Annotated in this window: 14 protein-coding genes and 1 pseudogene; 5 read left to right on the top strand and 10 right to left on the bottom strand. The window is 60.8% G+C overall.

All coding sequences use genetic code 11. The annotated features are described in order from the left end of the window. Positions 1 to 174: 174 nt before the first annotated feature. From AC3IP0_RS02200 to glnE, 9 genes and pseudogenes are all read right to left on the bottom strand, one after another. Positions 175 to 1,626, bottom strand: a complete 1,452-nt coding sequence (locus AC3IP0_RS02200; protein ID WP_489326572.1) for a lipopolysaccharide kinase InaA family protein — start codon at positions 1,624 to 1,626, stop codon at positions 175 to 177. Continuing rightward, on the bottom strand, positions 1,626 to 2,378 hold the full coding sequence (locus AC3IP0_RS02195) for a lipopolysaccharide kinase InaA family protein (protein WP_489318081.1): 753 nt from the start codon (positions 2,376 to 2,378) through the stop codon (positions 1,626 to 1,628). Before AC3IP0_RS02195 ends, AC3IP0_RS02200 begins: the two co-directional genes overlap by 1 nt. Next, the gene (locus AC3IP0_RS02190; protein WP_046039745.1) at positions 2,375 to 3,109 is read right to left on the bottom strand and encodes a lipopolysaccharide kinase InaA family protein; all 735 of its coding nucleotides are present in this window, start codon (positions 3,107 to 3,109) and stop codon (positions 2,375 to 2,377) included. The genes AC3IP0_RS02195 and AC3IP0_RS02190 overlap by 4 nt, the downstream gene beginning before the upstream one ends. Further along, positions 3,109 to 3,915, bottom strand: coding sequence for a lipopolysaccharide core heptose(I) kinase RfaP (gene rfaP / locus AC3IP0_RS02185; RefSeq protein WP_489318080.1), 807 nt, complete (start codon positions 3,913 to 3,915; stop codon positions 3,109 to 3,111). Before rfaP ends, AC3IP0_RS02190 begins: the two co-directional genes overlap by 1 nt. Continuing rightward, positions 3,916 to 5,037 (bottom strand): glycosyltransferase family 4 protein, encoded by a 1,122-nt coding sequence (locus AC3IP0_RS02180; RefSeq protein WP_223447532.1) that lies wholly within the window; start codon positions 5,035 to 5,037, stop codon positions 3,916 to 3,918. Beyond that, positions 5,037 to 6,098 carry a lipopolysaccharide heptosyltransferase I gene (gene waaC, locus AC3IP0_RS02175; RefSeq protein ID WP_489318079.1) on the bottom strand — a complete coding sequence of 354 codons (1,062 nt, stop codon included), beginning with the start codon at positions 6,096 to 6,098 and terminating at the stop codon, positions 5,037 to 5,039. Before waaC ends, AC3IP0_RS02180 begins: the two co-directional genes overlap by 1 nt. A gap of 1 nt (position 6,099) precedes the next feature. After that, on the bottom strand, positions 6,100 to 7,134 hold the full coding sequence (waaF, locus tag AC3IP0_RS02170) for a lipopolysaccharide heptosyltransferase II (RefSeq protein WP_489326571.1): 1,035 nt from the start codon (positions 7,132 to 7,134) through the stop codon (positions 6,100 to 6,102). A gap of 71 nt (positions 7,135 to 7,205) precedes the next feature. Continuing rightward, positions 7,206 to 7,331: pseudogene (locus tag AC3IP0_RS02165) on the bottom strand (outer membrane lipoprotein carrier protein LolA); the annotation flags it as partial. A 6-nt stretch (positions 7,332 to 7,337) separates the two neighbouring features. Beyond that, positions 7,338 to 10,277, bottom strand: coding sequence for a bifunctional [glutamate--ammonia ligase]-adenylyl-L-tyrosine phosphorylase/[glutamate--ammonia-ligase] adenylyltransferase (gene glnE, locus AC3IP0_RS02160; protein WP_489318077.1), 2,940 nt, complete (start codon positions 10,275 to 10,277; stop codon positions 7,338 to 7,340). 383 nt (positions 10,278 to 10,660) lie between these two features. On the opposite strand from glnE, the gene aceE reads away from it, so the two are divergent. The 5 genes from aceE (at position 10,661) to msrA (ending at position 20,596) form a co-directional block, all read left to right on the top strand. Continuing rightward, positions 10,661 to 13,306, top strand: a complete 2,646-nt coding sequence (aceE, locus tag AC3IP0_RS02155; RefSeq protein WP_489326569.1) for a pyruvate dehydrogenase (acetyl-transferring), homodimeric type — start codon at positions 10,661 to 10,663, stop codon at positions 13,304 to 13,306. 11 nt (positions 13,307 to 13,317) lie between these two features. Further along, positions 13,318 to 15,285: a dihydrolipoyllysine-residue acetyltransferase gene (gene aceF, locus AC3IP0_RS02150; protein ID WP_489318075.1), complete on the top strand. Its 1,968-nt coding sequence runs from the start codon at positions 13,318 to 13,320 to the stop codon at positions 15,283 to 15,285. A gap of 274 nt (positions 15,286 to 15,559) precedes the next feature. After that, on the top strand, positions 15,560 to 16,954 hold the full coding sequence (locus AC3IP0_RS02145; protein WP_489326568.1) for an alkaline phosphatase D family protein: 1,395 nt from the start codon (positions 15,560 to 15,562) through the stop codon (positions 16,952 to 16,954). A gap of 234 nt (positions 16,955 to 17,188) precedes the next feature. Then, the gene (locus AC3IP0_RS02140) at positions 17,189 to 19,882 is read left to right on the top strand and encodes a putative bifunctional diguanylate cyclase/phosphodiesterase (RefSeq protein WP_489326567.1); all 2,694 of its coding nucleotides are present in this window, start codon (positions 17,189 to 17,191) and stop codon (positions 19,880 to 19,882) included. A 63-nt stretch (positions 19,883 to 19,945) separates the two neighbouring features. After that, positions 19,946 to 20,596 carry a peptide-methionine (S)-S-oxide reductase MsrA gene (gene msrA, locus AC3IP0_RS02135; RefSeq protein WP_489318072.1) on the top strand — a complete coding sequence of 217 codons (651 nt, stop codon included), beginning with the start codon at positions 19,946 to 19,948 and terminating at the stop codon, positions 20,594 to 20,596. Positions 20,597 to 20,695: 99 nt separating this feature from the next. Here the strand turns inward: msrA and AC3IP0_RS02130 are convergent, their stop codons facing one another. Further along, entirely contained in the window at positions 20,696 to 21,532 is an 837-nt protein-coding gene (locus tag AC3IP0_RS02130) for a 23S rRNA (adenine(2030)-N(6))-methyltransferase RlmJ (RefSeq protein ID WP_223447514.1), read from the bottom strand. Between the last annotated feature and the right edge of the window lie 42 nt (positions 21,533 to 21,574).

The following is a 21,574-nucleotide window of genomic DNA, read 5'->3' as shown; positions in this document are numbered from 1 at the left end:
AGTTCATGACTTCCCAAGATCGCGTAGGACGGATCACAAGAACTTGTCTGCTTTCTCGGTTGGCAGTTCCGGCCTCATCGCGAGCAGGCTCGCTCCCACATTTGAACTGAGGTGTTCACAGGCTTTGTGTTCACCACCAATCCCTGTGGGAGCGAGCTTGCTCGCGATAGCGGTTTAAGCAGCGCTGGAGATGTCCTTGGGCAGACGCTGATCGATGACCTGGTAAAGGGCGCTGCCTTCAGGCCAATTGCGCATGAACCGCGCACGATCCCTGGCATACGCCGGAGCGAAGCTGCCGAGGGAGCTGTGCTGGCACATCGAATCGAGGTCGATCAACGCCCAGCGACCCTGCTGCCAGAACAGGTTATGACCCTTGAAGTCGCCATGGCTGATACGCTCGCGAATCAACTCGGCAAACAGATGATCCAGCGCCACCAGCTCGGCTTCCGGTGCATCGCCACGCTCAACATACGGCGCAAAACGTTCGATGATGTCCGGCCCCGGCAGGTACTCGGTGATCAGGTACGCCCGGCTGCGCAGCCACAGGAAACGCTTTTCCAACAATGCCAGCGGCTTGGGAGTGGCAATCCCGAGGAACGCCAGGCGGTTGCCTTCGCGCCATGAATGCCAGGCCCGGCTCGGGCGCCAGAAGCGCTTGAGCCAGTGGGCAAAACCCTTGATGTTGTAGCGCTTGATCACCAGCGTGCGGCCGTCCACCTCGACCTTGCCGACGCTCGCCGCACCGCCGGTCTTGTACAGGTGCCCCTGATCGAGCAAGGCATCGGCCTGCTCCAGCACCGGCACCATCGACGACACTTCTTCGCGGCGAATCGCCCGCAATCCGAAGGCCCCGCGCTGGACGCTGAACAGCGTGCACTCGCGGCCGACCTTGATCAGGAAGTCCTTGAGGCGCCAGCTGCGGACCTTGTCGATCTGCTTCTGCAACGCTTCCATGGGCAAGGCATGTTCGCCGTTGCTGAGCAGGTAATACACCAGCAACTCTTCAATGAAGGGTTCGATCGACTTCGGCAGCTGGGCGAAGAACACCCCGAGGTTTTCCAGGACCTTCTGCCGGGACAGCGGCTGGCCAGGTGTCTCGCAGCAGATACCCGCGCCATCGATCAGGTACAGGCGGCCGCCCTGGCGCAGCAAGTTGTCCAGGTGCAGGTCTTCCTGCCACAGACCCTTGCGATGCATCTGACCGATTGCGCCCAACGCCTCGGCCAGCACCGCCCCTTGTCCATCGGACAGCACGGGCTGCTGCTCTACCTGCTTCCAGGTGTCGCCCAGGCTTTCGGCCTGCTCAAGGAAATCAAACAGCAGCCAGCCACCCTCGCCCTCCTTCAGGCCATCGGCCAACAGCTGCGGCGTGGTCAGCCCCTGGGCAGAGAGCAGGCGCACGCCGTCCAGCTCGCGCTGAAAATGCCGTGCGGCCTTGCTGCCAACCAGCAATTTGGCCAACACCGGCCGGCCACGCCATACGCCGGCACCGACATAACGCTGCCCCGGCAACACCCGCAACAGGCTCAGCAGTTGCAGCTCGGCGGGGCCGGCTGCGTCGGCCAGCGAAACGCTTAGCGGCAAGCTTGGGGTGCGGCCGGCAGACTTCAGTTCGGACAATCGCATCAGCGCGGCCTCTTCTGGCTGCGCCGCGCGGTCAACCGCTGCAGCCAGCTGTCGATCAGCGAGCTGTCCTGCGGCTGATCCAGATAGGCAGCCAGCAATTGCCGCAGTTGCGACTCGCCCCACTCGGGCGCGCGGCGTGTCAGCGGCTCCAGATCCTTGATTCGGTCTCGCTGCCCGTACAGCAGCGGCCGGGTCTTTTCCAGGTCGATCAATTGAGCCTGATAGCCGTTGCCGGTGGCGCGCATGAAAATGTGCTTGGGATAGAAGCACCCATGCACCTGGCGTGCGGCGTGCAGCTGCCGGGCCAGTTCGCCACTGGCCTTGAGGATTTCCGAATGCTGCTCAGGGCTCAATTGAGCCCAGCGCTGCAACAGCGAGTCGAGGTCGTCCCAACCGTCCAGGGCACGGGTCAGCAGGATCGCGCGGACTTCGCCATTGACCTTGCGCTCCCCGTAGAACACCGCGTCCAGCGCCGGAATGCCCATCTTCCGGTAACGGGAGATGTTGCGAAACTCGCGAGCAAAACTCGGCTCGCCGAACGGTGCGCGCAAGGTGCGGGTCAGGTAGTTGCTTTGGCGCTTGAGGTAGAAACCATGACCTTCCAGATCCAGCCGAAACACGCTGCTCCAGCCGCCGCGACCGGTGTTGGGTTCATCCACCGCATCGAGCTGTTTGGCCCAGAGTGCCTCGAACGTGCCGAGTCCATGGCGCTCAAGTAGCGCACGGTCTTCAGCGGCCAGAAAGTCAGTCATTCGCGTCCCTCGAAAAATCTCACCACGTGCCGGATGCGTTTTTTGTCCGCAGCGTTGAGCCGGGTCCGGTTGCGGTATTGCAGGTAAAAGCGCAGGCGCTGGGTAGCCGACAATTGATACTTGGCGACCTTGTCCAGGCACGCCAGATCCTTGGTAATACGGTACTTGAGCCAGAAACCGCGCCAGAAATCGCCGTTGGGGCAGTCGATCAAAAACACTCGAGCCTCATCGTCGATCAGCAGGTTGCGCCACTTCAAATCATTATGGGTGAAGCGGTGGTCGTGCATGGTCCGGGTGTATTGGGCCAGCTGGCGACTGACGGTATCGACCCAGGCGCGATCCGACAGCTTCGGGTCGCGGCGCTCGGCCAGTGCCGACAAGTCTTCGGTACGCGGCAGTTCCCGGGTAATCATCGCGCCGCGTGCGTAGGCCGCACCGCGCCGTTCCAGCCCCCAGGCCACCACTTCGGCGGTGGGGATGCCCCACTTGGCGAAGCGCTTGAGGTTCTGCCATTCCATCTTCACCCGAGGCTTGCCCAGGTAACGCCGCAAGCCTTTGCCAGCGCCCACATACCGTTTGACGTAATAGTTGACGCCATTGCGCTCGACACGGATGACCTCCGAGAGCACGTCACTGGTCAAACGCTCGCCTTGCAGCGCAAACACAGCCTCGAGGCTGCCAAAGTCATCGGCCAGCTCGCTGTAGGCCGGATCCAGTTTCCAACCCGACATCAGAGCGCATCCCCGTATCGCTGTTTACGCTCATAGAGCTTGTTGGCCTTGCCGTCGAGCCAGGCCAGCAAAGACGCCTCTTCACTCAGGATCTGGCGCAGCGGCTGCTGGAAATAATCCTTGAGGAAACGCAGCTTGTCGCGGCGGGTCAGGCCGATGTCCAGCGCGGAAAAGTACAGCGCGGCCAGGTCCTTGTTGCGCCAGCGCGAGGTGATCGCCGGGCGGGTCTGGGCGCGGTGCAGGTCGATCACCGAAAGCTTGAAGTCGTCGGCGGTCACCGGTTTGTCGGTGTGCAGCAGGAAATGGCAGATGTAGCAGTCGCGGTGGTTGACCCCGGCGCGGTGCATCATGCCGGTCATGCGTGCGACTTCGGCGATCAGCGCGCGCTTGAGCTTTGGCTCGGGCGGCTGCTTGATCCAGTTGATACTGAAATCTTCCAGGCTGACCGTCGGCGCCAGCTCTTCGGTGACGATGAACGAGTGCTGGTCGGCCGGGTTGCTGCCCTTCTCGCCATACGCAACGGCGGTCATGGTCGGCACGCCGGCTTCCTGCAGGCGCTGAATGGCCTGCCACTCCTGACCGGCACCCAGTACAGGAAGCTTGGCGGTGAGCAGGTTCTTGAAGATTTCGCCCCAGCCGATGCCACGGTGGATCTTCACGAAAAACCCGTTGCCGTCGACTTCCGTGCGTAATGTCCGGCGTGCTTCCAGCTCGCGGTACACCTCGCCCTTGAGCCCCTCGACTTCGGCGAACGGGTCGCGTCCGGCCCAGAGGCTCTTGAACGGTTCAGCCAGCATCAACTTCATTTAAGCGTGCTCCGCCAGAATCACATCGGCCGCGTGCTGCGGCATGCTGTAGAGGTCGGCCGTTTCGGCGAAGGCCAGACCCTTGCGGCTCCAGGCCGCCCTTGCTTGAGCGTCGTTCAACATGCCGGTCAGGTACTGCGTCAGTTGTGCCTGATCGAACGGTTCGTCCAGCACCAGGCCCGCATCGGCCTCGGCGATGTAATGGGCGTAACCACACACCGCACTCACCAGCACCGGCAGGCCGGCCACCAGGGCTTCGAGCAGCACGGTGCCAGTATTTTCGTTGTACGCCGGGTGGATCAACAGGTCGGCCCCCAGCAGGAAACGCGGGATATCGCTGCGGCCCTTGAGGAACGTCACGTTGTCGCCGAGCCCCAATGTCGCACTCTGCATCTGGAATAACTTGGGGTCGTCCTGGCCAATTACAAACAACCGGGTGCGCTTCTTCAGATCAGCGGGCAATGCCGCCAACGCCTTGAGGCTGCGATCGACGCCCTTGGTCTTGAACCCGGAGCCGATCTGCACCAGCAGCAGTTCGTCGTCCTTGAGATCGAATTCAGCGCGGAACCCTGCGCGAATTTCATCGGCATCTGCCGGCCGGCGACGGTCCTGGGCGATGCCCGGTGGCAGCAGGTGGAAGCGCTCCAGCGGCGTGTCGTAATGCTTGATGAACAGCGGTTGCTGGACTTCGGAAATCATCAACACCTCGGTCTTCGCCTCTTTGGCGAACACCGCCCGCTCGTACTCGGCGAAGTGGCGATAGCGGCCCCAACGGCGATACAGCGAGTTACGCAGGTTCTGCGCCTTGTCTTCGAAGCAGCCGTCGGCCGCGTAGTAGACATCCAGGCCCGGCATCTTGTTGAAACCGATCAGGCGGTCGACCGGGCGCTTGGCCAGGTCCGCCTCCATCCATTCGCTGAGCTTTTCGTTGCGCCGATGGTTGAAGAACGCCTTGACCGGCGCCACCAGCACTTCGAAACCCGGAGGGACGTCGCCTTCCCAGATCAGCGTGTAGACGCGAATCTGATGACCGCGCTTCTGGCACTCCAGGGCGATTCGCATGAAATCGCGCTGCAAGCCGCCAAACGGAAAATACTTGTACAAGACAAATGCCAATTGCATCAGCGCAGCTCCTCAGCCATTAACAACGTGCTCAGTCGGCTGGCGACACGCTCGGGATTCAGACGCGTGAAGCACAACGGCCACTCGCGTTTCAGGTCAAACTGACGGGCGTCTTCTGCCGTCGGTTGATAAGTGCATTTCTTTTGCAGGCACGGTGCGCAAGGGAAGTCGCTGGCCATGTGAATCTGCACTTTGCCATAGGCGCCGGTCAGGCCCGGGTTGGTCGGGCCGAACAGCGACAGCGTCGGCACATCCAGCGCGGCGGCCAGATGGCCCAGGCCGGTGTCCACCGCCACGCAGGCTTGCGCGCCGGCCAGCACCTTGCCAACACCTGCGAGGTTCAGTTTTGGCAGCACTTCGGCATGTTTGAAACCTGCGGCGATGCGCTCGGCCCGGGCTTTCTCCAGCGCATTGCCCCACGGCAACTTCACCCCGACACCAAGGTAGCCGACACGCTCGGTCAGTTCGCGCCAGTAGGCTTCGGGCCAGTGCTTGGTGTCCCAGGTGGTGCCGTGCAGAAACACCACGTACGGATTCTTGCGCGGCAACTCCACCAGTCGCTCGATATTCAGTCCGTAATCGCCCAGGCCTTTGGGCAAGTCATAGCCCAACGCAATGGCGAACAACTGACGCACCCGCTCCACCGCATGCTGCCCACGGGCAACGGCCAGGCGTCGATCGTAAAAGCGCGCAGCGATGGGCTCGCGTGCCGAGCTTTTATCGAGGCCGGCCACCGGGGCCTTGACGTAACGGGTCAGCCAGGCGCTTTTCAGCAAGCCCTGGGCGTCGATCACCAGATCATATTTCGTGGCGCGAACGCTTTGCTTGAAGCGCTTCCACTCGCCGCTCTTGATGGTCTGCCAGATGTTTTTGCGCCAGCGACGGATCGCCACCGGAATCACCTTGCCCACCGCCGGATGCCAGGTCGGGATCTCGGCAAAGCCTTCTTCCACCACCCAGTCGAATTTGATGCCGGGAATCGCCCGCGCCGCGTCGGTCAACGCCGGCAACGCGTGAATGACGTCGCCCAGCGAAGAAGTCTTGATCAACAGAACCCGCAAGCTATTTGACCTCGACCGGAGTGCCTTGCAACCGCTGCAGGGCTTCGTTCACCGCTTGCGGCATGAGTTGGCGCAGGCAGTTGTAATGGCCGAAACGGCAGGTGCGATCGAAGCATGGGCTGCATTCGATACCCAGGCGAACGACTTCGACGTGCTCGGCCAGTGGTGGCGTGAAACCTGGCGACGTCGAGCCGTAGACCGCAACCAGCGGGCGGTTCAGCGCGGCGGCGACGTGCATCAGACCGGAATCGTTGGACACCACCGCATCGGCGCAGGACATCAGGTCGATGGCTTCTGCCAGCGAGGTGCCGCCGCTGAGGTTGACCGATTCTTCACGCAGGCCGGGAATCAGCCGCGCGCGGATGTCTTCGCCTACGGCGTGATCGTTTTTCGATCCGAACAGCCAGACTTGCCAGCCTTCGCGGATCTTCGTTTCGGCAACCTTGGCGTAATGCTCGGACGGCCAGCGCTTGGACTCACCAAACTCGGCACCGGGGCACAGGGCCAACACCGGGCGGTCGAGGGTCAGGCCGAATTTGGCCAGCGCCGCTTCGCGGGTAACCGGGTCGATCTGCAGCGTCGGGCGCGGATAGGGTTTTGGCAATTCAACGCCCGGCTCGTAAGCCAGGGCCATGAAGCGCTCGATCATCAACGGATAACGATCCTTGTCCAGCGTGCGCACGTCATTGAGCAGGCCGTAGCGGAACTCGCCACGCCAGCCGGTGCGTTTCGGGATGCCGGCAAAGAACGGCACCAGCGCCGACTTCAGGGAGTTGGGCAACAGGATCGCCTGGTCGTACTGGCCAGCCAGGGATTTGCCGATGCGCCGACGCGTTGCCAGCTCCAGGACACCGTGACCGAGCGGAAAGCTCAAGGCTTGGCGAACTTCGGGCATGCGCTCAAGAATCGGCCGGCTCCACTCGGGGGCCAGCACGTCGATTTCGCACTGCGGGTGGCGTTGTTTAAGACACTGGAAAAGTGTCTGCGCCATCACCATGTCACCGACCCAACTGGGCCCAACGATCAGAATTTTCATGTGGTTTCCATAAACGAACCGGGGAGGCCTACGCCTCCCCGCCTCGAAAATTCTACAGAACAACGCAAATCTACTGTAGGAGCGAGCTTGCTCGCGATGATCCTGAGAGCTCCGCGGGGTGTCAGGCTCGCCGCGTTATCGTTAACGACCATCGCGAGCAAGCTCGCTCCTACAGGGAATATTGGCGTATCAAATATCCCGTTTCAGCTTAGCCCCAGCTCACGCCAGATCCGCATGACCTGCCGCCGTTCGTCCGCGAACTGATCGCCCGGAATCACCCCGGGGTCCTTCTGCAAGGCCTGCCGGTGGGCGGCGGAGCGGTAAGCTTTATACGCTTCACGCAACAGGCTGGCATCTTCGACGGGCATCAGCCCTTCATGCTCCAGCTCTTCCAGAATGCGGATGTTGTCCGTCCAGCGCAGCAATGGCGGGTGTGTTTCGGACCACGCCAGGGCCGCGTATTGCACCATAAATTCAATATCGACGATACCTCCGGCGTCCTGCTTGATATCGAACGGCGCCGTGGCTTCGAAGGCATTTGCCCCGGTGCCGGCCGCCGTGCTCTTGCTGCCCAGGTTATCGCGCATCTTGGCGCGCATCTCGCTGACCTCCTGGCGCAGGGTCGGCAGATCACGGGCCTTGCCCAATATCGCGGCGCGGACTTTCTCGAAGGCCTGGCCGACATCCTGACTGCCCACCAACACCCGCGCCCGCACCAGCGCCTGATGTTCCCAGGTCCAGGCTTCGTTCTCCTGATAACGGGCAAATGCCCCCAGGGAGCTCACCAGCAACCCCGACGCACCGGACGGCCGCAGACGCATGTCCACTTCATACAGCTGCCCGGAGTTGGTCTGCGCCGTCAGCAAGTGAATGATCCGCTGCCCCAGCCGGGTGAAAAATTGCGCGCCATCGATGGGTTTCGCTCCATCGGTTTCAGCCTGCGGATCGCCGTCGTGGATGAACACCAGGTCCAGGTCCGAACCATGCCCGAGTTCCAGGCCGCCGACTTTCCCATAACCGACAATGATGAAGCCGGGATCGCACAAGGTGCCATCGGTGCGCAGCGGCGTGCCGTACTTGGCCACGGTTTGCCGCCAGGCCAGTGCCAGCACTTGCTCCAGGATCGCTTCGGCGAGCCAGGTCAGGTAATCGCTGACTTTCATCAGCGGCAGGCTGCCGGCGATTTCCGAAGCGGCCACCCGCAAGCGGTGAGCCAGCTTGAAATGGCGCAAGGCTTCCATTTGCTGTTCGAGGTCGTCCTCGGGAATCCGTGTCAGGCGCTCGCGCAATTCAGCCGCCAGTTCTGGCGCCAGTGGCGGCTTGAACAGCCGGCCTTCGTTGAGCAATTCGTCGAGCAGCAACGGGAAGCGGGTGATTTGCTCGGCGATCCACGGGCTCGCCGCGCACAGCGTCAGCAACCGCCGCAACGCACTGGGGTTCTCGGTTAGCAGCACCAGGTACGCGGAACGACGGGCCACGGCTTCGACCAGCGGCAGCACCCGTTCCAGTACCAGGTCCGGATTGTCATGTTCCACGGCCTGTGCCAGCAAACGCGGAATAAAAGCATCGAGACGTTCGCGACCCAGACGCTGCATTGCCCTCAATTGCGGGCTACCGCGCAAGCCGGCCAGGGCTCTCAAGGCTTTGGGAGCATCCTTGAAACCACCCTCCTGCAGTTGGCGACAGGCGGCCTCATCGTCCTGGGCCTCTTCCCACAACGGCAACCACTCACCGCCGACCACCACTTCGCTTTCAGCGCCCTGTTCTTCATCGGGATCGGCGATCACCTGCCCGAAGTGCCAGGCCACTCGGCCGCGCCAATACATCAGTTGTTCGTGGAACGCCGTCCAGTTGGCGAAGCCCAGCATAAAGGCAATGCGCGCCTGATCCTGCTCGCCATTGGGCAACATTTGCGTCTGGCGATCGGCAATCGCCTGAATCGCGTGTTCGGTGTAACGCAGGAATTCGTAGCCTTCACGCAGCTCGCTGATCACGGCCGGCGGCAGGTAACCCTGACCTTCCAGCGTGCTCAGCACCTTTAATAGTGGGCGCTGCTGCAAGCTCAGATCGCGGCCGCCGTGGATAAGCTGGAACGCCTGGGCAATAAACTCGACTTCGCGAATACCGCCGGAACCAAGCTTGATGTTGTCGGCCATGCCCTTGCGCCGCACTTCCTGCTGGATCAGCTGCTTCATGGTGCGCAGCGCTTCGATGGCCGAGAAGTCCAGGTAACGCCGGTAAACGAATGGCCGCAGCATGTCTTGCAGTTGCGCCCCGGCTACTTGATCACCGGCCACCACCCGCGACTTGATCATCGCGTAGCGCTCCCAGTCGCGCCCCTGATCCTGGTAATACTGCTCCAGTGCGTTGAAGCTCAGCACCAGTGCGCCCGCCGAACCGTAGGGACGCAAGCGCATGTCGACGCGGAATACAAAGCCGTCGACAGTCATCGGGTCCAGGGCCTTGATCAGCCGCTGGCCCAGACGGATGAAGAACTCCTGGTTATCCAGCGGGCGTTTCACGCCGACGGTTTCGCCACCCTCGGGATAAGCGAAAATCAGGTCAATGTCCGACGACAGGTTCAGCTCCACGGCACCGAGCTTGCCCATGCCGAGAATGACCATCTGCTGCGGCTCGCCGCTGCGCCGGCCGGTCGGCACGCCGAACTGCTGGCAATGGCGCGTGTACAACCATTGATAGGCCTGATCGATGCTCGCATCGGCCATGTCCGAGAGGTCGCGGCAGGTTTGGATCAAATCAGCCTGGCGGGTCAGGTCGCGCCAGATGATCCGCACCTGATGGCGTGCGCGCTGGCGGCGCAAGGCGCGGCCAAGCAGATCGTCGGTCTCGGCCACGTTCACGGCGGCCGCGATCTGCCCGCACAACTCACCGGGGGCGAAGCTGCGGTCCAGTTCGCCGGACTGCACCAGCTCCAGCAACATCAAAGGGTCACGAACACACTGTTCAATCACGAAATCGCTGGCGGCGGTGACGCGGGCAAATTGCGCCCAGCGTTCCGGCGTCCAGGCAGACAGCCCGTGGTCATCGTCCAGAGCGGCGACGGCAGCCCGGAACGACTGCTCGGCGCGGGTGACAAACGGCTGGAGAATGGCGGGCAGTTCGGCAAGCGAAGGGAGGCTCATGGTCTATCCTTGATCGGCGTACAACGGACTGCATGTAGTGGTTTTCGAAAACCCACTACCTGAGGGAGTGTCGAACAAAAGTTAGAAATAGCTGAAATTTCTTTAATTTTGGCAGCCAGCATCAAGCTTTTACCTTTTGTAGTTGGAAAAAGACCAACCTTAACGATTATTCTCACAACGCAGCCGGGGGCCACAAGCCGCTCTTCTGTAGTTTTACTACTCGTATATACATTAGCCGGGCTGAAATGCCGGAAGATTTGTAGTAAAACTACACGCCGCCGGAACAACCTATCGGCAATCCAAGAATTTATATCGTCTGCCCACAAGGCCAGTCGCAAACTCAGGCAACCGATTCTGGTAGCCTTTCCGCCCTGGAGCAAGCCATGCAAGACCTCGATCCCGTCGAAACCCAGGAATGGCTGGACGCCCTGGAATCGGTTCTCGACAAAGAAGGCGAAGACCGTGCTCACTATCTGATGACCCGTATGGGTGAACTGGCGACCCGCAGCGGTTCGCAGTTGCCTTACGCCATCACCACGCCTTACCGCAACACCATCCCGGTAACCCACGAAGCACGCATGCCTGGCGACCTGTTCATGGAACGCCGCATTCGCTCGCTGGTACGCTGGAACGCGATGGCCATGGTAATGCGTACGAACCTGAAAGATTCTGACCTCGGCGGTCACATCTCCAGCTTCGCCTCCAGTGCGACCCTGTATGACATCGGCTTCAACTACTTCTTCCAGGCCCCGAGCGACGAACACGGCGGCGACCTGATCTACTTCCAGGGCCACACCTCGCCAGGCGTTTACGCCCGTGCATTCATGGAAGGCCGCATCACCGAAGACCAGATGAACAACTTCCGCCAGGAAGTCGACGGTCAGGGCCTGTCGTCCTACCCGCACCCTTGGCTGATGCCTGACTTCTGGCAGTTCCCGACCGTATCCATGGGTCTGGGCCCGATCCAGGCGATCTACCAGGCACGCTTCATGAAGTACCTGGAACACCGTGGTTTCATTCCTGCCGGCAAGCAGAAAGTCTGGTGCTTCCTGGGCGACGGCGAGTGCGACGAGCCGGAATCCCTGGGCGCGATCTCCCTGGCCGGCCGCGAGAAGCTGGACAACCTGATCTTCGTCATCAACTGCAACCTGCAGCGCCTCGACGGCCCGGTTCGCGGCAACGGCAAGATCATCCAGGAACTCGAAGGCGTGTTCCGCGGCGCTCAGTGGAACGTGACCAAAGTCATCTGGGGCCGTTTCTGGGACCCGCTGCTGGCCAAGGACACCCACGGCATCCTGCAACGTCGCATGGACGAAGTCATCGACGGCGAGTACCAGAACTACAAAGCCAAAGACGGCGCGTTCGTGCGTGAACACTTCTTCAACACGCCTGAACTCAAGGCAATGGTCGAAGACCTGTCCGACGACGAGATCTGGAAACTCAACCGTGGCGGCCACGACCCGTACAAGGTCTACGCGGCGTACCACGAAGCGGTCAACCACAAAGAACAACCGACCGTCATCCTGGCCAAGACCATCAAGGGTTATGGCACCGGTGCCGGCGAAGCGAAGAACACTGCGCACAACACCAAGAAAGTCGATGTCGACAGCCTGAAGTTGTTCCGCGACCGCTTCGACATCCCGGTCAAGGACGATGAACTGGAAAACCTGCCATTCTTCAAACCGGAAGAAGGCAGCGCCGAAGCCCGTTACCTGAGCGAGCGCCGTACCGCACTGGGCGGCTTCGTGCCTCAGCGTCGCGCCAAGAGCTTCAACATCCCGACTCCGCCACTGGACACCCTCAAGGCGATCCTGGACGGCTCGGGCGACCGCGAAATCTCCACCACCATGGCCTTCGTGCGGATCCTCGCGCAACTGGTCAAGGACAAGGAAATCGGTCCGCGCATCGTGCCGATCATCCCGGACGAAGCCCGTACCTTCGGTATGGAAGGCATGTTCCGTCAGTTGGGCATCTACTCCTCCGTCGGCCAGCTCTACGAGCCAGTCGATAAAGACCAGGTGATGTTCTACAAGGAAGACCAGAAGGGCCAGATCCTCGAGGAAGGCATCAACGAAGCGGGCGCCATGAGCTCCTTCATCGCTGCCGGTACTTCGTACTCCAGCCACAACCAGCCGATGCTGCCGTTCTACATCTTCTACTCGATGTTCGGCTTCCAGCGTATCGGCGACCTGGCATGGGCCGCCGGCGACAGCCGCACCCGTGGCTTCCTGATCGGCGGCACCGCCGGCCGTACTACCCTGAACGGTGAAGGCCTGCAACACGAAGACGGTCACAGCCACCTGCTGGCCTCGACCATCCCGAACTGCCGCACCTACGATCCAACCTACGGCTACGAGCTGGCGGTGATCATTCAGGACGGCATGAAGAAGATGACCGAAGAGCAACAGGACGTCTTCTACTACATCACCGTGATGAACGAGTCGTACCAGCAGCCAGCCATGCCGGCCGGTGCCGAAGAAGGCATCAAGAAAGGCATGTACCTGCTCGAAGAAGACAACCGCGAAGCGGCGCACCACGTTCAGCTGATGGGCTCCGGCACCATCCTGCGTGAAGTCCGTGAAGCAGCGAAGATCCTGCGTGAGGAGTTCAACGTCGGCGCCGACGTGTGGAGCGTTACCAGCTTCAACGAACTGCGTCGCGACGGCCTGGCCGTTGAGCGCACCAACCGTCTGCACCCTGGCCAGAAGCCTAAGCTGAGCTACGTCGAAGAGTGCCTGAACGGCCGTAAAGGTCCGGTCATCGCCTCTACCGACTACATGAAGCTGTTCGCCGAGCAGATCCGTCAGTGGGTACCGTCCAAGGAATTCAAAGTCCTGGGCACCGACGGTTTCGGCCGCAGCGACAGCCGCAAGAAACTGCGTCATTTCTTCGAAGTCGACCGTCATTTCGTGGTGTTGGCAGCCCTGGAAGCATTGGCTGACCGTGGTGACATCGAACCTAAGGTTGTGGCCGAGGCCATCGCCAAGTTCGGTATCAACCCGGAAAAACGCAACCCACTGGACTGCTGAGGAGAGATTCTGTGAGCGAACTCATTCGCGTACCTGACATCGGCAGCGGTGAAGGTGAAGTAATTGAACTGTTTGTGAAGGTCGGCGACCGTATCGAAGCCGACCAGAGCATCCTGACACTGGAATCGGACAAGGCGAGCATGGAAGTGCCTGCGCCGAAGGCCGGTATCATCAAGAGCCTGAAAGTGAAGCTGGGCGATCGCCTGAAAGAAGGCGACGAACTGCTGGAGCTGGAAGTCGAAGGTGCTGCTGCGGCCCCTGCGGCAGCCGCACCGGCGGCCAAGGCTGAAGCCAAACCGGCTGCTGCACCTGCCGCCGCCCCTGCTCCTGCTGCTGCGCCGGCTGCTGCCAGCGTTCAGCAAGTGCACGTGCCGGACATCGGTTCGTCGGGCAAGGCCCAGATCATCGAGATCCAGGTCAAGGTCGGCGACACCGTCGCGGCTGATCAGTCGCTGATCACCCTGGAATCGGACAAGGCGAGCATGGAAATCCCGTCGCCTGCCGCTGGCGTGGTCAAGGCCATCAGCGTCAAGCTCAACGACGAAGTCGGCACCGGCGACCTGATTCTGGACCTGGAAGTGGCGGGTGCTGCGGCACCGGCTGCTGCCGCTCCTGCTCAGGCGGCCGCACCTGCCGCCGCTGCTCCAGCGCCTGCCGCTGCCGCACCGGCTGCTCCAGTGGCCGATAGCGTTCAGGACATCCACGTTCCGGACATCGGTTCGGCGGGCAAGGCCAAGATCATCGAAGTCCTGGTCAAGGCCGGCGACACCGTTGTGGCCGACCAGTCACTGATCACCCTGGAATCCGACAAGGCGAGCATGGAAATTCCATCGCCTGCCGCTGGCGTGGTGGAAAGCGTTTCCATCAAGCTCGATGACGAAGTCGGTACCGGCGACCTGATCCTCAAGCTGAAAGTCAAAGGCGCTGCGCCGGCCGCACCTGTTGCTGCGACCGCACCTGCCGCTGCTGCTCCGAGCGCACCTGCTCCAGCCGCTGCTGCTGCACCTGCCGCCGCCGCACCTGTTGCTGCCCCGGTTGCTGCTCCAGCCAAGCCGGGCGCCAAGGTTCACGCCGGCCCTGCCGTGCGTCAACTGGCCCGTGAATTCGGCGTCGAGCTGAACGCAGTGGGTGCCAGCGGTCCGCACGGTCGCATCCTGAAAGAAGACGTGCAGGTTTACGTCAAGGCCATGATGCAGAAGGCCAAGGAAGCACCAGCCGCTGCTGCTGGCGCAAACGGTGGCGCGGGCATCCCGCCGATTCCGGTCGTGGACTTCAGCCGCTTCGGTGAAATCGAAGAAGTGCCGATGACCCGCCTGATGCAGGTCGGCGCCGCCAACCTGCACCGCAGCTGGCTGAACGTGCCGCACGTAACGCAATTCGATTCGGCGGATATCACCGAGCTCGAAGCGTTCCGTGTTGCCCAGAAAGCCGTCGCAGAGAAGGCCGGCGTCAAGCTGACCATCCTGCCGTTGCTGCTCAAGACCTGCGCGCACCTGCTCAAGGAACTGCCGGACTTCAACAGCTCGCTGGCGCCAAGCGGCAAAGCGATCATCCGCAAGAAATACGTGAATATCGGCTTCGCCGTCGACACCCCGGATGGCCTGCTGGTACCGGTCATCAAGAACGTCGACCAGAAGAGCCTGCTGCAACTGGCCGCCGAGGCTGCTTCCCTGGCTGAAAAAGCCCGGACCAAGAAGCTCTCGTCGGACGAGATGCAAGGCGCCTGCTTCACCATTTCCAGCCTCGGCCACATTGGCGGCACCGGCTTCACGCCGATCGTCAACGCGCCGGAAGTGGCGATCCTCGGTGTTTCCAAGGCAACCATCCAGCCAGTCTGGGACGGCAAAGCCTTCCAGCCGAAACTGATGCTGCCGCTGTCGCTGTCCTACGATCACCGTGTGATCAACGGCGCCGCTGCTGCACGCTTCACCAAGCGTCTGAGCGACCTGCTGGGCGACATCCGCACCATGCTCCTGTAACACCGACCGGCCCTCCTTCACCGGAGGGCCAGTTGCGTTCCACGTTTCCGAGCGCCACGCTCGTACCTCAACCCCGCCAATTTGGCGGGGCTTTTTTTGCCTGAATTTTTTACTTAAAACGTCTTCCTACATTTGTGGCTGATATCGCCCACAACTCGAATCCATTTCTGCCAGATATTTTTTCGGGCCAAATAACTAGCCTTGGCTGAAAGACTACTTATTACATCCGAAACAACCATCTAACTAATTCGTAAGCAGCCGAATGGACTCAAACATGCTCAAACCAACTGTCGGCCCGATTATTGGTCACACCACCACTAATCACGCGCGTATTTTCTTGCGCGGCGAACACAATAAAAACACTTTGGTTTTTGCCGGCATTCGTTATAGACGACTAGGCGAAGATCACTGGTCAAAAGGCAACTTTGCGAAACTCGAACCCGAGCACGACATGTGCGAAGTCTTTGCACTAAACAACCTGTCCGCCGACTCCGACTATGAGTATCAGGCCGGGTGGTTCAGCCCGATGAGCCCGGCGCACACCGTCGATACGGTGAAGGAGTTGCCGCTGCAATGGCCACGGCAGGTTTATCACTTGCGTACCCGCTCCAGCCAGGCTGGCCTGCCAAGAGCCTACATTGTCGGCTCCTGCCGATACCTGAGCATGACCGCCGGCATCGCATTCGCCCCTCACTTGGGCGACAGAATCTTCGCTTCAATTTCACGCATGGTGGAGCAAGCCAGTCCTCCCGTCAGCGCCCTGGTGATGACGGGAGACCAAATCTATGTCGATGATTTGAACATCATTGCCCCTGATCGGGAACTCAAGGAAATTCTGCAAAAATATCGCGTGGCGTTTTCGCAGATAAATATCGCGAGGCTAATGTCCAACCTGCCCACTTACATGATCCTTGACGACCATGAAATAGAGGACAACTGGCCCGCCAACAAGAGCAAGTCCGATGACTACTTATATGCAAACGCAATCAGGGCCTACGAGTTGTATCAGGCCAGCCATAGTCCAGCTCATGCACTAACCAATGACGGACTGATAAATAAACGACTGGACAAATACTGGTATCAATTTACTGAGGGTGATATCGAATGGTTTGTTACCGACAGTCGAACCCGACGCAATCTGTCGGCCACTGACCGACGCATTCTCGACGCAGCCCAGGAGCAGGCCTTGTGCGACTGGTTGATAAACAGCCCGGCGCGGGTCAAATTCGTGGTCACCAGTGTCATGTTCTACCCTGACCAAAAACGCGCGGATGGTGACGCCTGGCAAGCCTTTCCCGAACAACGGCTACGGTTGCTGGAGACCATTCGCACACACCGCATCAAGAATGTCGTGTTCATTTCCGGGGATGTCCACGGCTCGCTGACCAGTCGGTTGACCCACAGCGAGGACCCGGACTTCGAAGTCCACACCATTGTCTCGTCACCGCTGTGCAACAGCAAAATGCTGCCCTATGCTACGACCGCCACGTTCGTCCTCGATCAACCCCTGGTCCGCACCGCCTCCGGCGACTATCGACATGAACTGACCAGCAACGTGATCAGCCAGGATAACTTTGCACACCTGGTCGTCGATGCCGGGCAGCTCCAGGTGAATTTTCACGACCGGGAGGGCAAGCTTTTGCAGTCCATTGGCATCCCGATTCGCTGACCTGGAAACAGATCGCAGTCATTGGCAATACTTGCAAAACTGCGATTTTTCGGCGAATAGCAATACTTTTTGCCAGCGACTGAAGAAATCCCGTCGTCTGCCGACATATTCTTATAGCACTTGGCCTTCATCTCTCTTGTCAGTCGGTGTCGCAATGATGCAACCTTGCCGCAGGCAACAGTAAAGAGGGCGAGAGCCCGGCGCGTTCAGCATATTCGAAGCGAGTTTCCCTCCATGAAAAGCCAACCCGATGCCGCCAGCCGTATGGTGGCCGAGGTAGTGACGCAGTTGCCTGTGCCCTCGCGGCTCGGCATGCTGCGTTTCGAACGGCTTAATGAACCCAGCTGGGCGCTGCTGTTTCTCGATCCCAATTGCGAACGCCAGTTCGGCCTGCCCGCCGTTGAGCTGTGTGCGCTGGTGGGCTCGCCCTACGCCAGCCTGATGGAGCCGCAAGCGCGCTATCAACTGCACGACGCGATCCAGCAGCAACTGACTGAAAGCACGCACTACCTGATCCGCTACACCCTGCACACCGCCTCTGGCTCTCTGACTCTGCTTGAACTGGGCGAAGCCTACAAACAACACAATCGACACCTGTTGCGCGGCTACCTGCTGGTCATCGACGGCCTGTTCGAGGATGACCCGCTGCAACCGGCCCTGGATCTGGAAACCCAGAACTCGCGCCTGCAAATCGCCCTGGAACTCAATCAGCGTGCCCAGCAGGAGCAACTGCTGCACCTGGAGCGGGTGCGTGCCCAGCAGGACCTGATCCTGCTGCTCACCCGTCAACGCTACAGCAGCAACAACTCCTTGCGCGAAGCCGCCGAACTGATCACCCGCAGCGCCTGCGACATCTACGAAATCGACAGTGCCAGCCTGTGGCACCTCGAAGGCTCGATGCTGGTGCCGATCTCGGCCTATCACCGCACGAATCAGGAATACCTGCTGCCGCAACCGATCGACGTCAGCGTTTTCCCCAATTACCTCGACGCCCTGCACACCGGCCGTGCCATCGACGCCCATAACGCCATGCGCGACCCACGCACCCGGGAGATGGCCGAAAGCCTGCGACCGCGCGACGTCAACGCAATGCTCGACGCCAGTATCCGCGTCGATGGTCAGGTGGTCGGCGTTTTGTGCCTGGAGCAGACCGGTGCGACCCGCGCCTGGCAGTCGGATGAAATCGCCTTCGCCGGAGAGCTGGCAGACCAGTTTGCCCAAGTCATCAGCAACCACAACCGGCGAACCGCCACCAGCGCCCTGCACCTGTTCCAGCGTGCGGTCGAACAAAGTGCCAACGCCTTTTTGCTGGTCAACTGCGATGGCGTGGTGGAATACGTCAACCCGAGCTTCACCGCGATCACCCAATATTCCACCGAAGAAGTGCACGGTCAGCGCCTGTCAGAACTACCGGCCCTGGAGAACCTCAGCGAACTGCTGTTCGACGCACCTTCGGCGCTGGCCAAGAGCAACAGTTGGCAAGGCGAATTCAAGAGCCGCCGGAAAAACCTCGAACCCTACTGGGGCCAGTTGTCGATCTCCAAGGTTTACGGCGACAACCGCGAGCTGACCCACTACATCGGCATCTACGAAGACATCACCCAGACCAAGCTCGCTCAGCAGCGTATCGAGCGCCTGGCCTACACCGACAACCTGACCAATCTCGGCAACCGCCCGGCGTTCATCCGCAACCTCGATGAACGCTTCGCCCGGGACAGCGACGCGCCGATCAGCCTGTTGCTGGTGGACATCGACAACTTCAAGCGGATCAACGACAGCCTCGGCCACCAGACCGGCGACAAACTGCTTATCAGCCTGGCCCGACGCCTGCGCAACAGCCTGATCCCGAGCGGCAGCCTGGCGCGATTCGCCAGTAACGAATTCGCCGTGTTGCTGGACAACAGCGACCTCACGGTAGGCCAGCAAGTAGCCAACCAGTTGCTGGCGACCCTCGACAAACCGATGTTCGTCGACAACCAGTTGATCAGCGTCACTGGCTCCGTGGGCCTGGCCTGCGCGCCGCTGCACGGGCGCGACCCGCAAACCCTGATGCGCAACGCCGGGCTAGCGCTGCACAAGGCCAAGGCCAACGGCAAACACCAGGTGCAAGTGTTCACCGAAGCGCTGAACGCCGAGGCCAGCTACAAGCTGTTTGTCGAAAACAACCTGCGCCGCGCCCTGACCCAGAACGAACTCGACGTGTTCTACCAGCCAAAGCTGTGCCTGCGCAGCGGTCGCCTGCTGGGGATGGAAGCACTGCTGCGCTGGGATCATCCGGAAAAGGGCATGATTCGCCCGGACCAGTTCATCAGCGTCGCCGAAGAAACCGGCTTGATCATACCGATCGGCAAATGGATCGCCCGCCAGGCCTGCCGCATGAGCAAAGCGCTGACCGCCGCCGGCCTGGGCAACCTGCAAGTAGCGATCAACCTGTCGCCCAAGCAGTTCTCCGATCCGGACCTGGTGGCCTCCATTGCCAACATCCTCAAGGAAGAAGCCCTGCCAGCTCATTTGCTGGAGCTGGAGCTGACCGAAGGCCTGCTGCTGGAAGCCACCGAAGACACCCACCTGCAACTCGACCAACTCAAGCGCCTGGGCCTGACCCTGGCCATGGACGACTTCGGCACCGGTTACTCGTCGCTCAGCTACTTGAAAAAATTCCCCATCGACATCATCAAGATCGATCGAAGCTTCATCCACGAGATCCCGGACAACCAGGACGACATGGAAATCACCTCCGCGGTGATCGCCATGGCCCACAACCTGAAACTCAAGGTCGTGGCCGAAGGCATCGAAACCGCCGAGCAGTTGTCGTTCCTGCGCCGTCACCGCTGCGACGTCGGCCAGGGCTACCTGTTCGACCGTCCGATCCCGGGCAATGAGCTGATCGACAAGCTCAAACGCTACCCGCGTGGCCCAATCGCCTGACAGCGATCCAACTCTCGGGCAAACTGCTTATCTGTCTAATTATCCTGACTGAGAGGACTGATCATGGTTCTGCGCTCGGAAATTCTGGTGAACAAAAACGTGCTCCCGACTAAAGAACAAGCTCTGCCTGGCCGCGAAACCGCGATGACCCTGCCTGAAAAGCACTTTGTGTTTAAAGACACCCCCTTGCTCGGCCCGTTCTTCGAAGATGTCGACTTCGCGATCTTCGGCCTCGGCTGCTTCTGGGGCGCGGAACGCCGCTTCTGGCAGCGAGAAGGCGTGGTCAGCACCGTGGTCGGCTACGCCGGCGGTTTCACGCCGAACCCGACCTACGAAGAAGTCTGCTCGGGCCTGACCGGCCACAGCGAGGTGGTGCTGGTGGTGTATGACAAGGCCAAGGTCAGCTACGAAGCACTGCTGGCGATGTTCTGGGAATTGCACAACCCGACGCAGGGCATGCGCCAGGGCAATGACATCGGCACCCAGTACCGTTCGGTGATCTACGCCACCAGCCAGGAACAACTGGACGCGGCGCTCAAGAGCAAGGAAACCTACCAGGTCGAGCTATCCAAGGCCGGTCTCGGTGAAATCAGCACCGAAATCGACCAGGCCCCGACCGTCTATTTTGCCGAGACGTATCACCAGCAGTACCTGGCGAAAAACCCGGAAGGCTATTGCGGGATCGGCGGTACCGGCGTGACCTGCCCGATCTGACCGCCAAAACAAAAGATCGCAGCCTTCGGCAGCTCCTACGGGTGTACGCATAACCCTGTAGGAGCTGCCGCAGGCTGCGATCTTTTGATCATGCAGCTACTACTCGGCAATCAACCAATCCATCTGCCACCCACCCTGGGTCTGCCCCAGCTTCTGGGACAACCACGGCAGCAGCTCACGCAACTCTTCCTCCAGCCCCCACGGCGGATTGGCAATCGCCAGCCCGGAACCGTTCAGGCTGTTGGGCGTATCCAGCGGATGCACCAGCAACTCCACCCGCAACAACTTCGGCGCACCGGTACCGGCCAGGTCCTGATAGAAGCGGCGCAACGCACGCTGATCCTTTACCGGGTACCAGATAGCCGCCACGGTCTGGCGCATCCGGCCAATCGCTTCCTTCAACGACGCGGCACAGCGCTGCATCTCGTCGAGCTTCTCGAACGGCGGATCGATCAACATCACCGCACGCTTCTCCGGCACCGGCAGCAGGGCCCGCGGCACATGCCAGCCTTCGCCAAGGTGCACCTTGACCCGGCGATCACCGGCCATGTTGTCCTTGAGCAGCACGCCGTCTTCCGGGTGTTTCTCGTTGAGCAACACACGGTCCTGCGGGCGAGTCAGGCGTCGCGCCAACTCCGGCGACCCCGGGTAATAGCGCAACTGACCATCCGGGTTCATCTCGTGCAGCACCTGCATGTAATCAGCGGTCAGGATCGGCAGATCCGGCTGATCCCACAAACGCGCAATGCCTTCCAGGTACTCACCGGTACGGTTGGCCTGATCACCCTGAAGGTCATACAGACCGATGCCGGCGTGAGTGTCGAGATAGGCAAACGGCTGCTCCTTGCGCGACATCAGGGCGATGAGGCGGGTCAAAGTCAGGTGTTTGAACACATCGGCGTGATTGCCGGCATGGAAGGCGTGACGATAATTCATGGTTGCTCCTGCGAAGGCCGGGAAGTTTACCTTTTACCGGCC

It is taken from the genome of Pseudomonas sp. GL_103, from assembly GCF_057835175.1.
The sequence above is the reverse complement of the archived record's forward strand: the minus strand, read 5'-3'. Positions and strand labels throughout refer to the sequence as shown.

Excerpts from the sequence above, each read along its gene's own strand:
- AC3IP0_RS02200 (WP_489326572.1), bottom strand. The coding sequence starts at position 1,626 with ATGCGATTGTCCGAACTGAAGTCTGCCGGCCGCACCCCAAGCTTGCCG.
- AC3IP0_RS02195 (WP_489318081.1), bottom strand. The coding sequence starts at position 2,378 with ATGACTGACTTTCTGGCCGCTGAAGACCGTGCGCTACTTGAGCGCCAT.
- AC3IP0_RS02190 (WP_046039745.1), bottom strand. The coding sequence starts at position 3,109 with ATGTCGGGTTGGAAACTGGATCCGGCCTACAGCGAGCTGGCCGATGAC.
- rfaP (WP_489318080.1), bottom strand. The coding sequence starts at position 3,915 with ATGAAGTTGATGCTGGCTGAACCGTTCAAGAGCCTCTGGGCCGGACGC.
- AC3IP0_RS02180 (WP_223447532.1), bottom strand. The coding sequence starts at position 5,037 with ATGCAATTGGCATTTGTCTTGTACAAGTATTTTCCGTTTGGCGGCTTG.
- waaF (WP_489326571.1), bottom strand. The coding sequence starts at position 7,134 with ATGAAAATTCTGATCGTTGGGCCCAGTTGGGTCGGTGACATGGTGATG.
- glnE (WP_489318077.1), bottom strand. The coding sequence starts at position 10,277 with ATGAGCCTCCCTTCGCTTGCCGAACTGCCCGCCATTCTCCAGCCGTTT.
- aceE (WP_489326569.1), top strand. The coding sequence starts at position 10,661 with ATGCAAGACCTCGATCCCGTCGAAACCCAGGAATGGCTGGACGCCCTG.
- AC3IP0_RS02145 (WP_489326568.1), top strand. The coding sequence starts at position 15,560 with ATGCTCAAACCAACTGTCGGCCCGATTATTGGTCACACCACCACTAAT.
- AC3IP0_RS02140 (WP_489326567.1), top strand. The coding sequence starts at position 17,189 with ATGAAAAGCCAACCCGATGCCGCCAGCCGTATGGTGGCCGAGGTAGTG.
- msrA (WP_489318072.1), top strand. The coding sequence starts at position 19,946 with ATGGTTCTGCGCTCGGAAATTCTGGTGAACAAAAACGTGCTCCCGACT.
- AC3IP0_RS02130 (WP_223447514.1), bottom strand. The coding sequence starts at position 21,532 with ATGAATTATCGTCACGCCTTCCATGCCGGCAATCACGCCGATGTGTTC.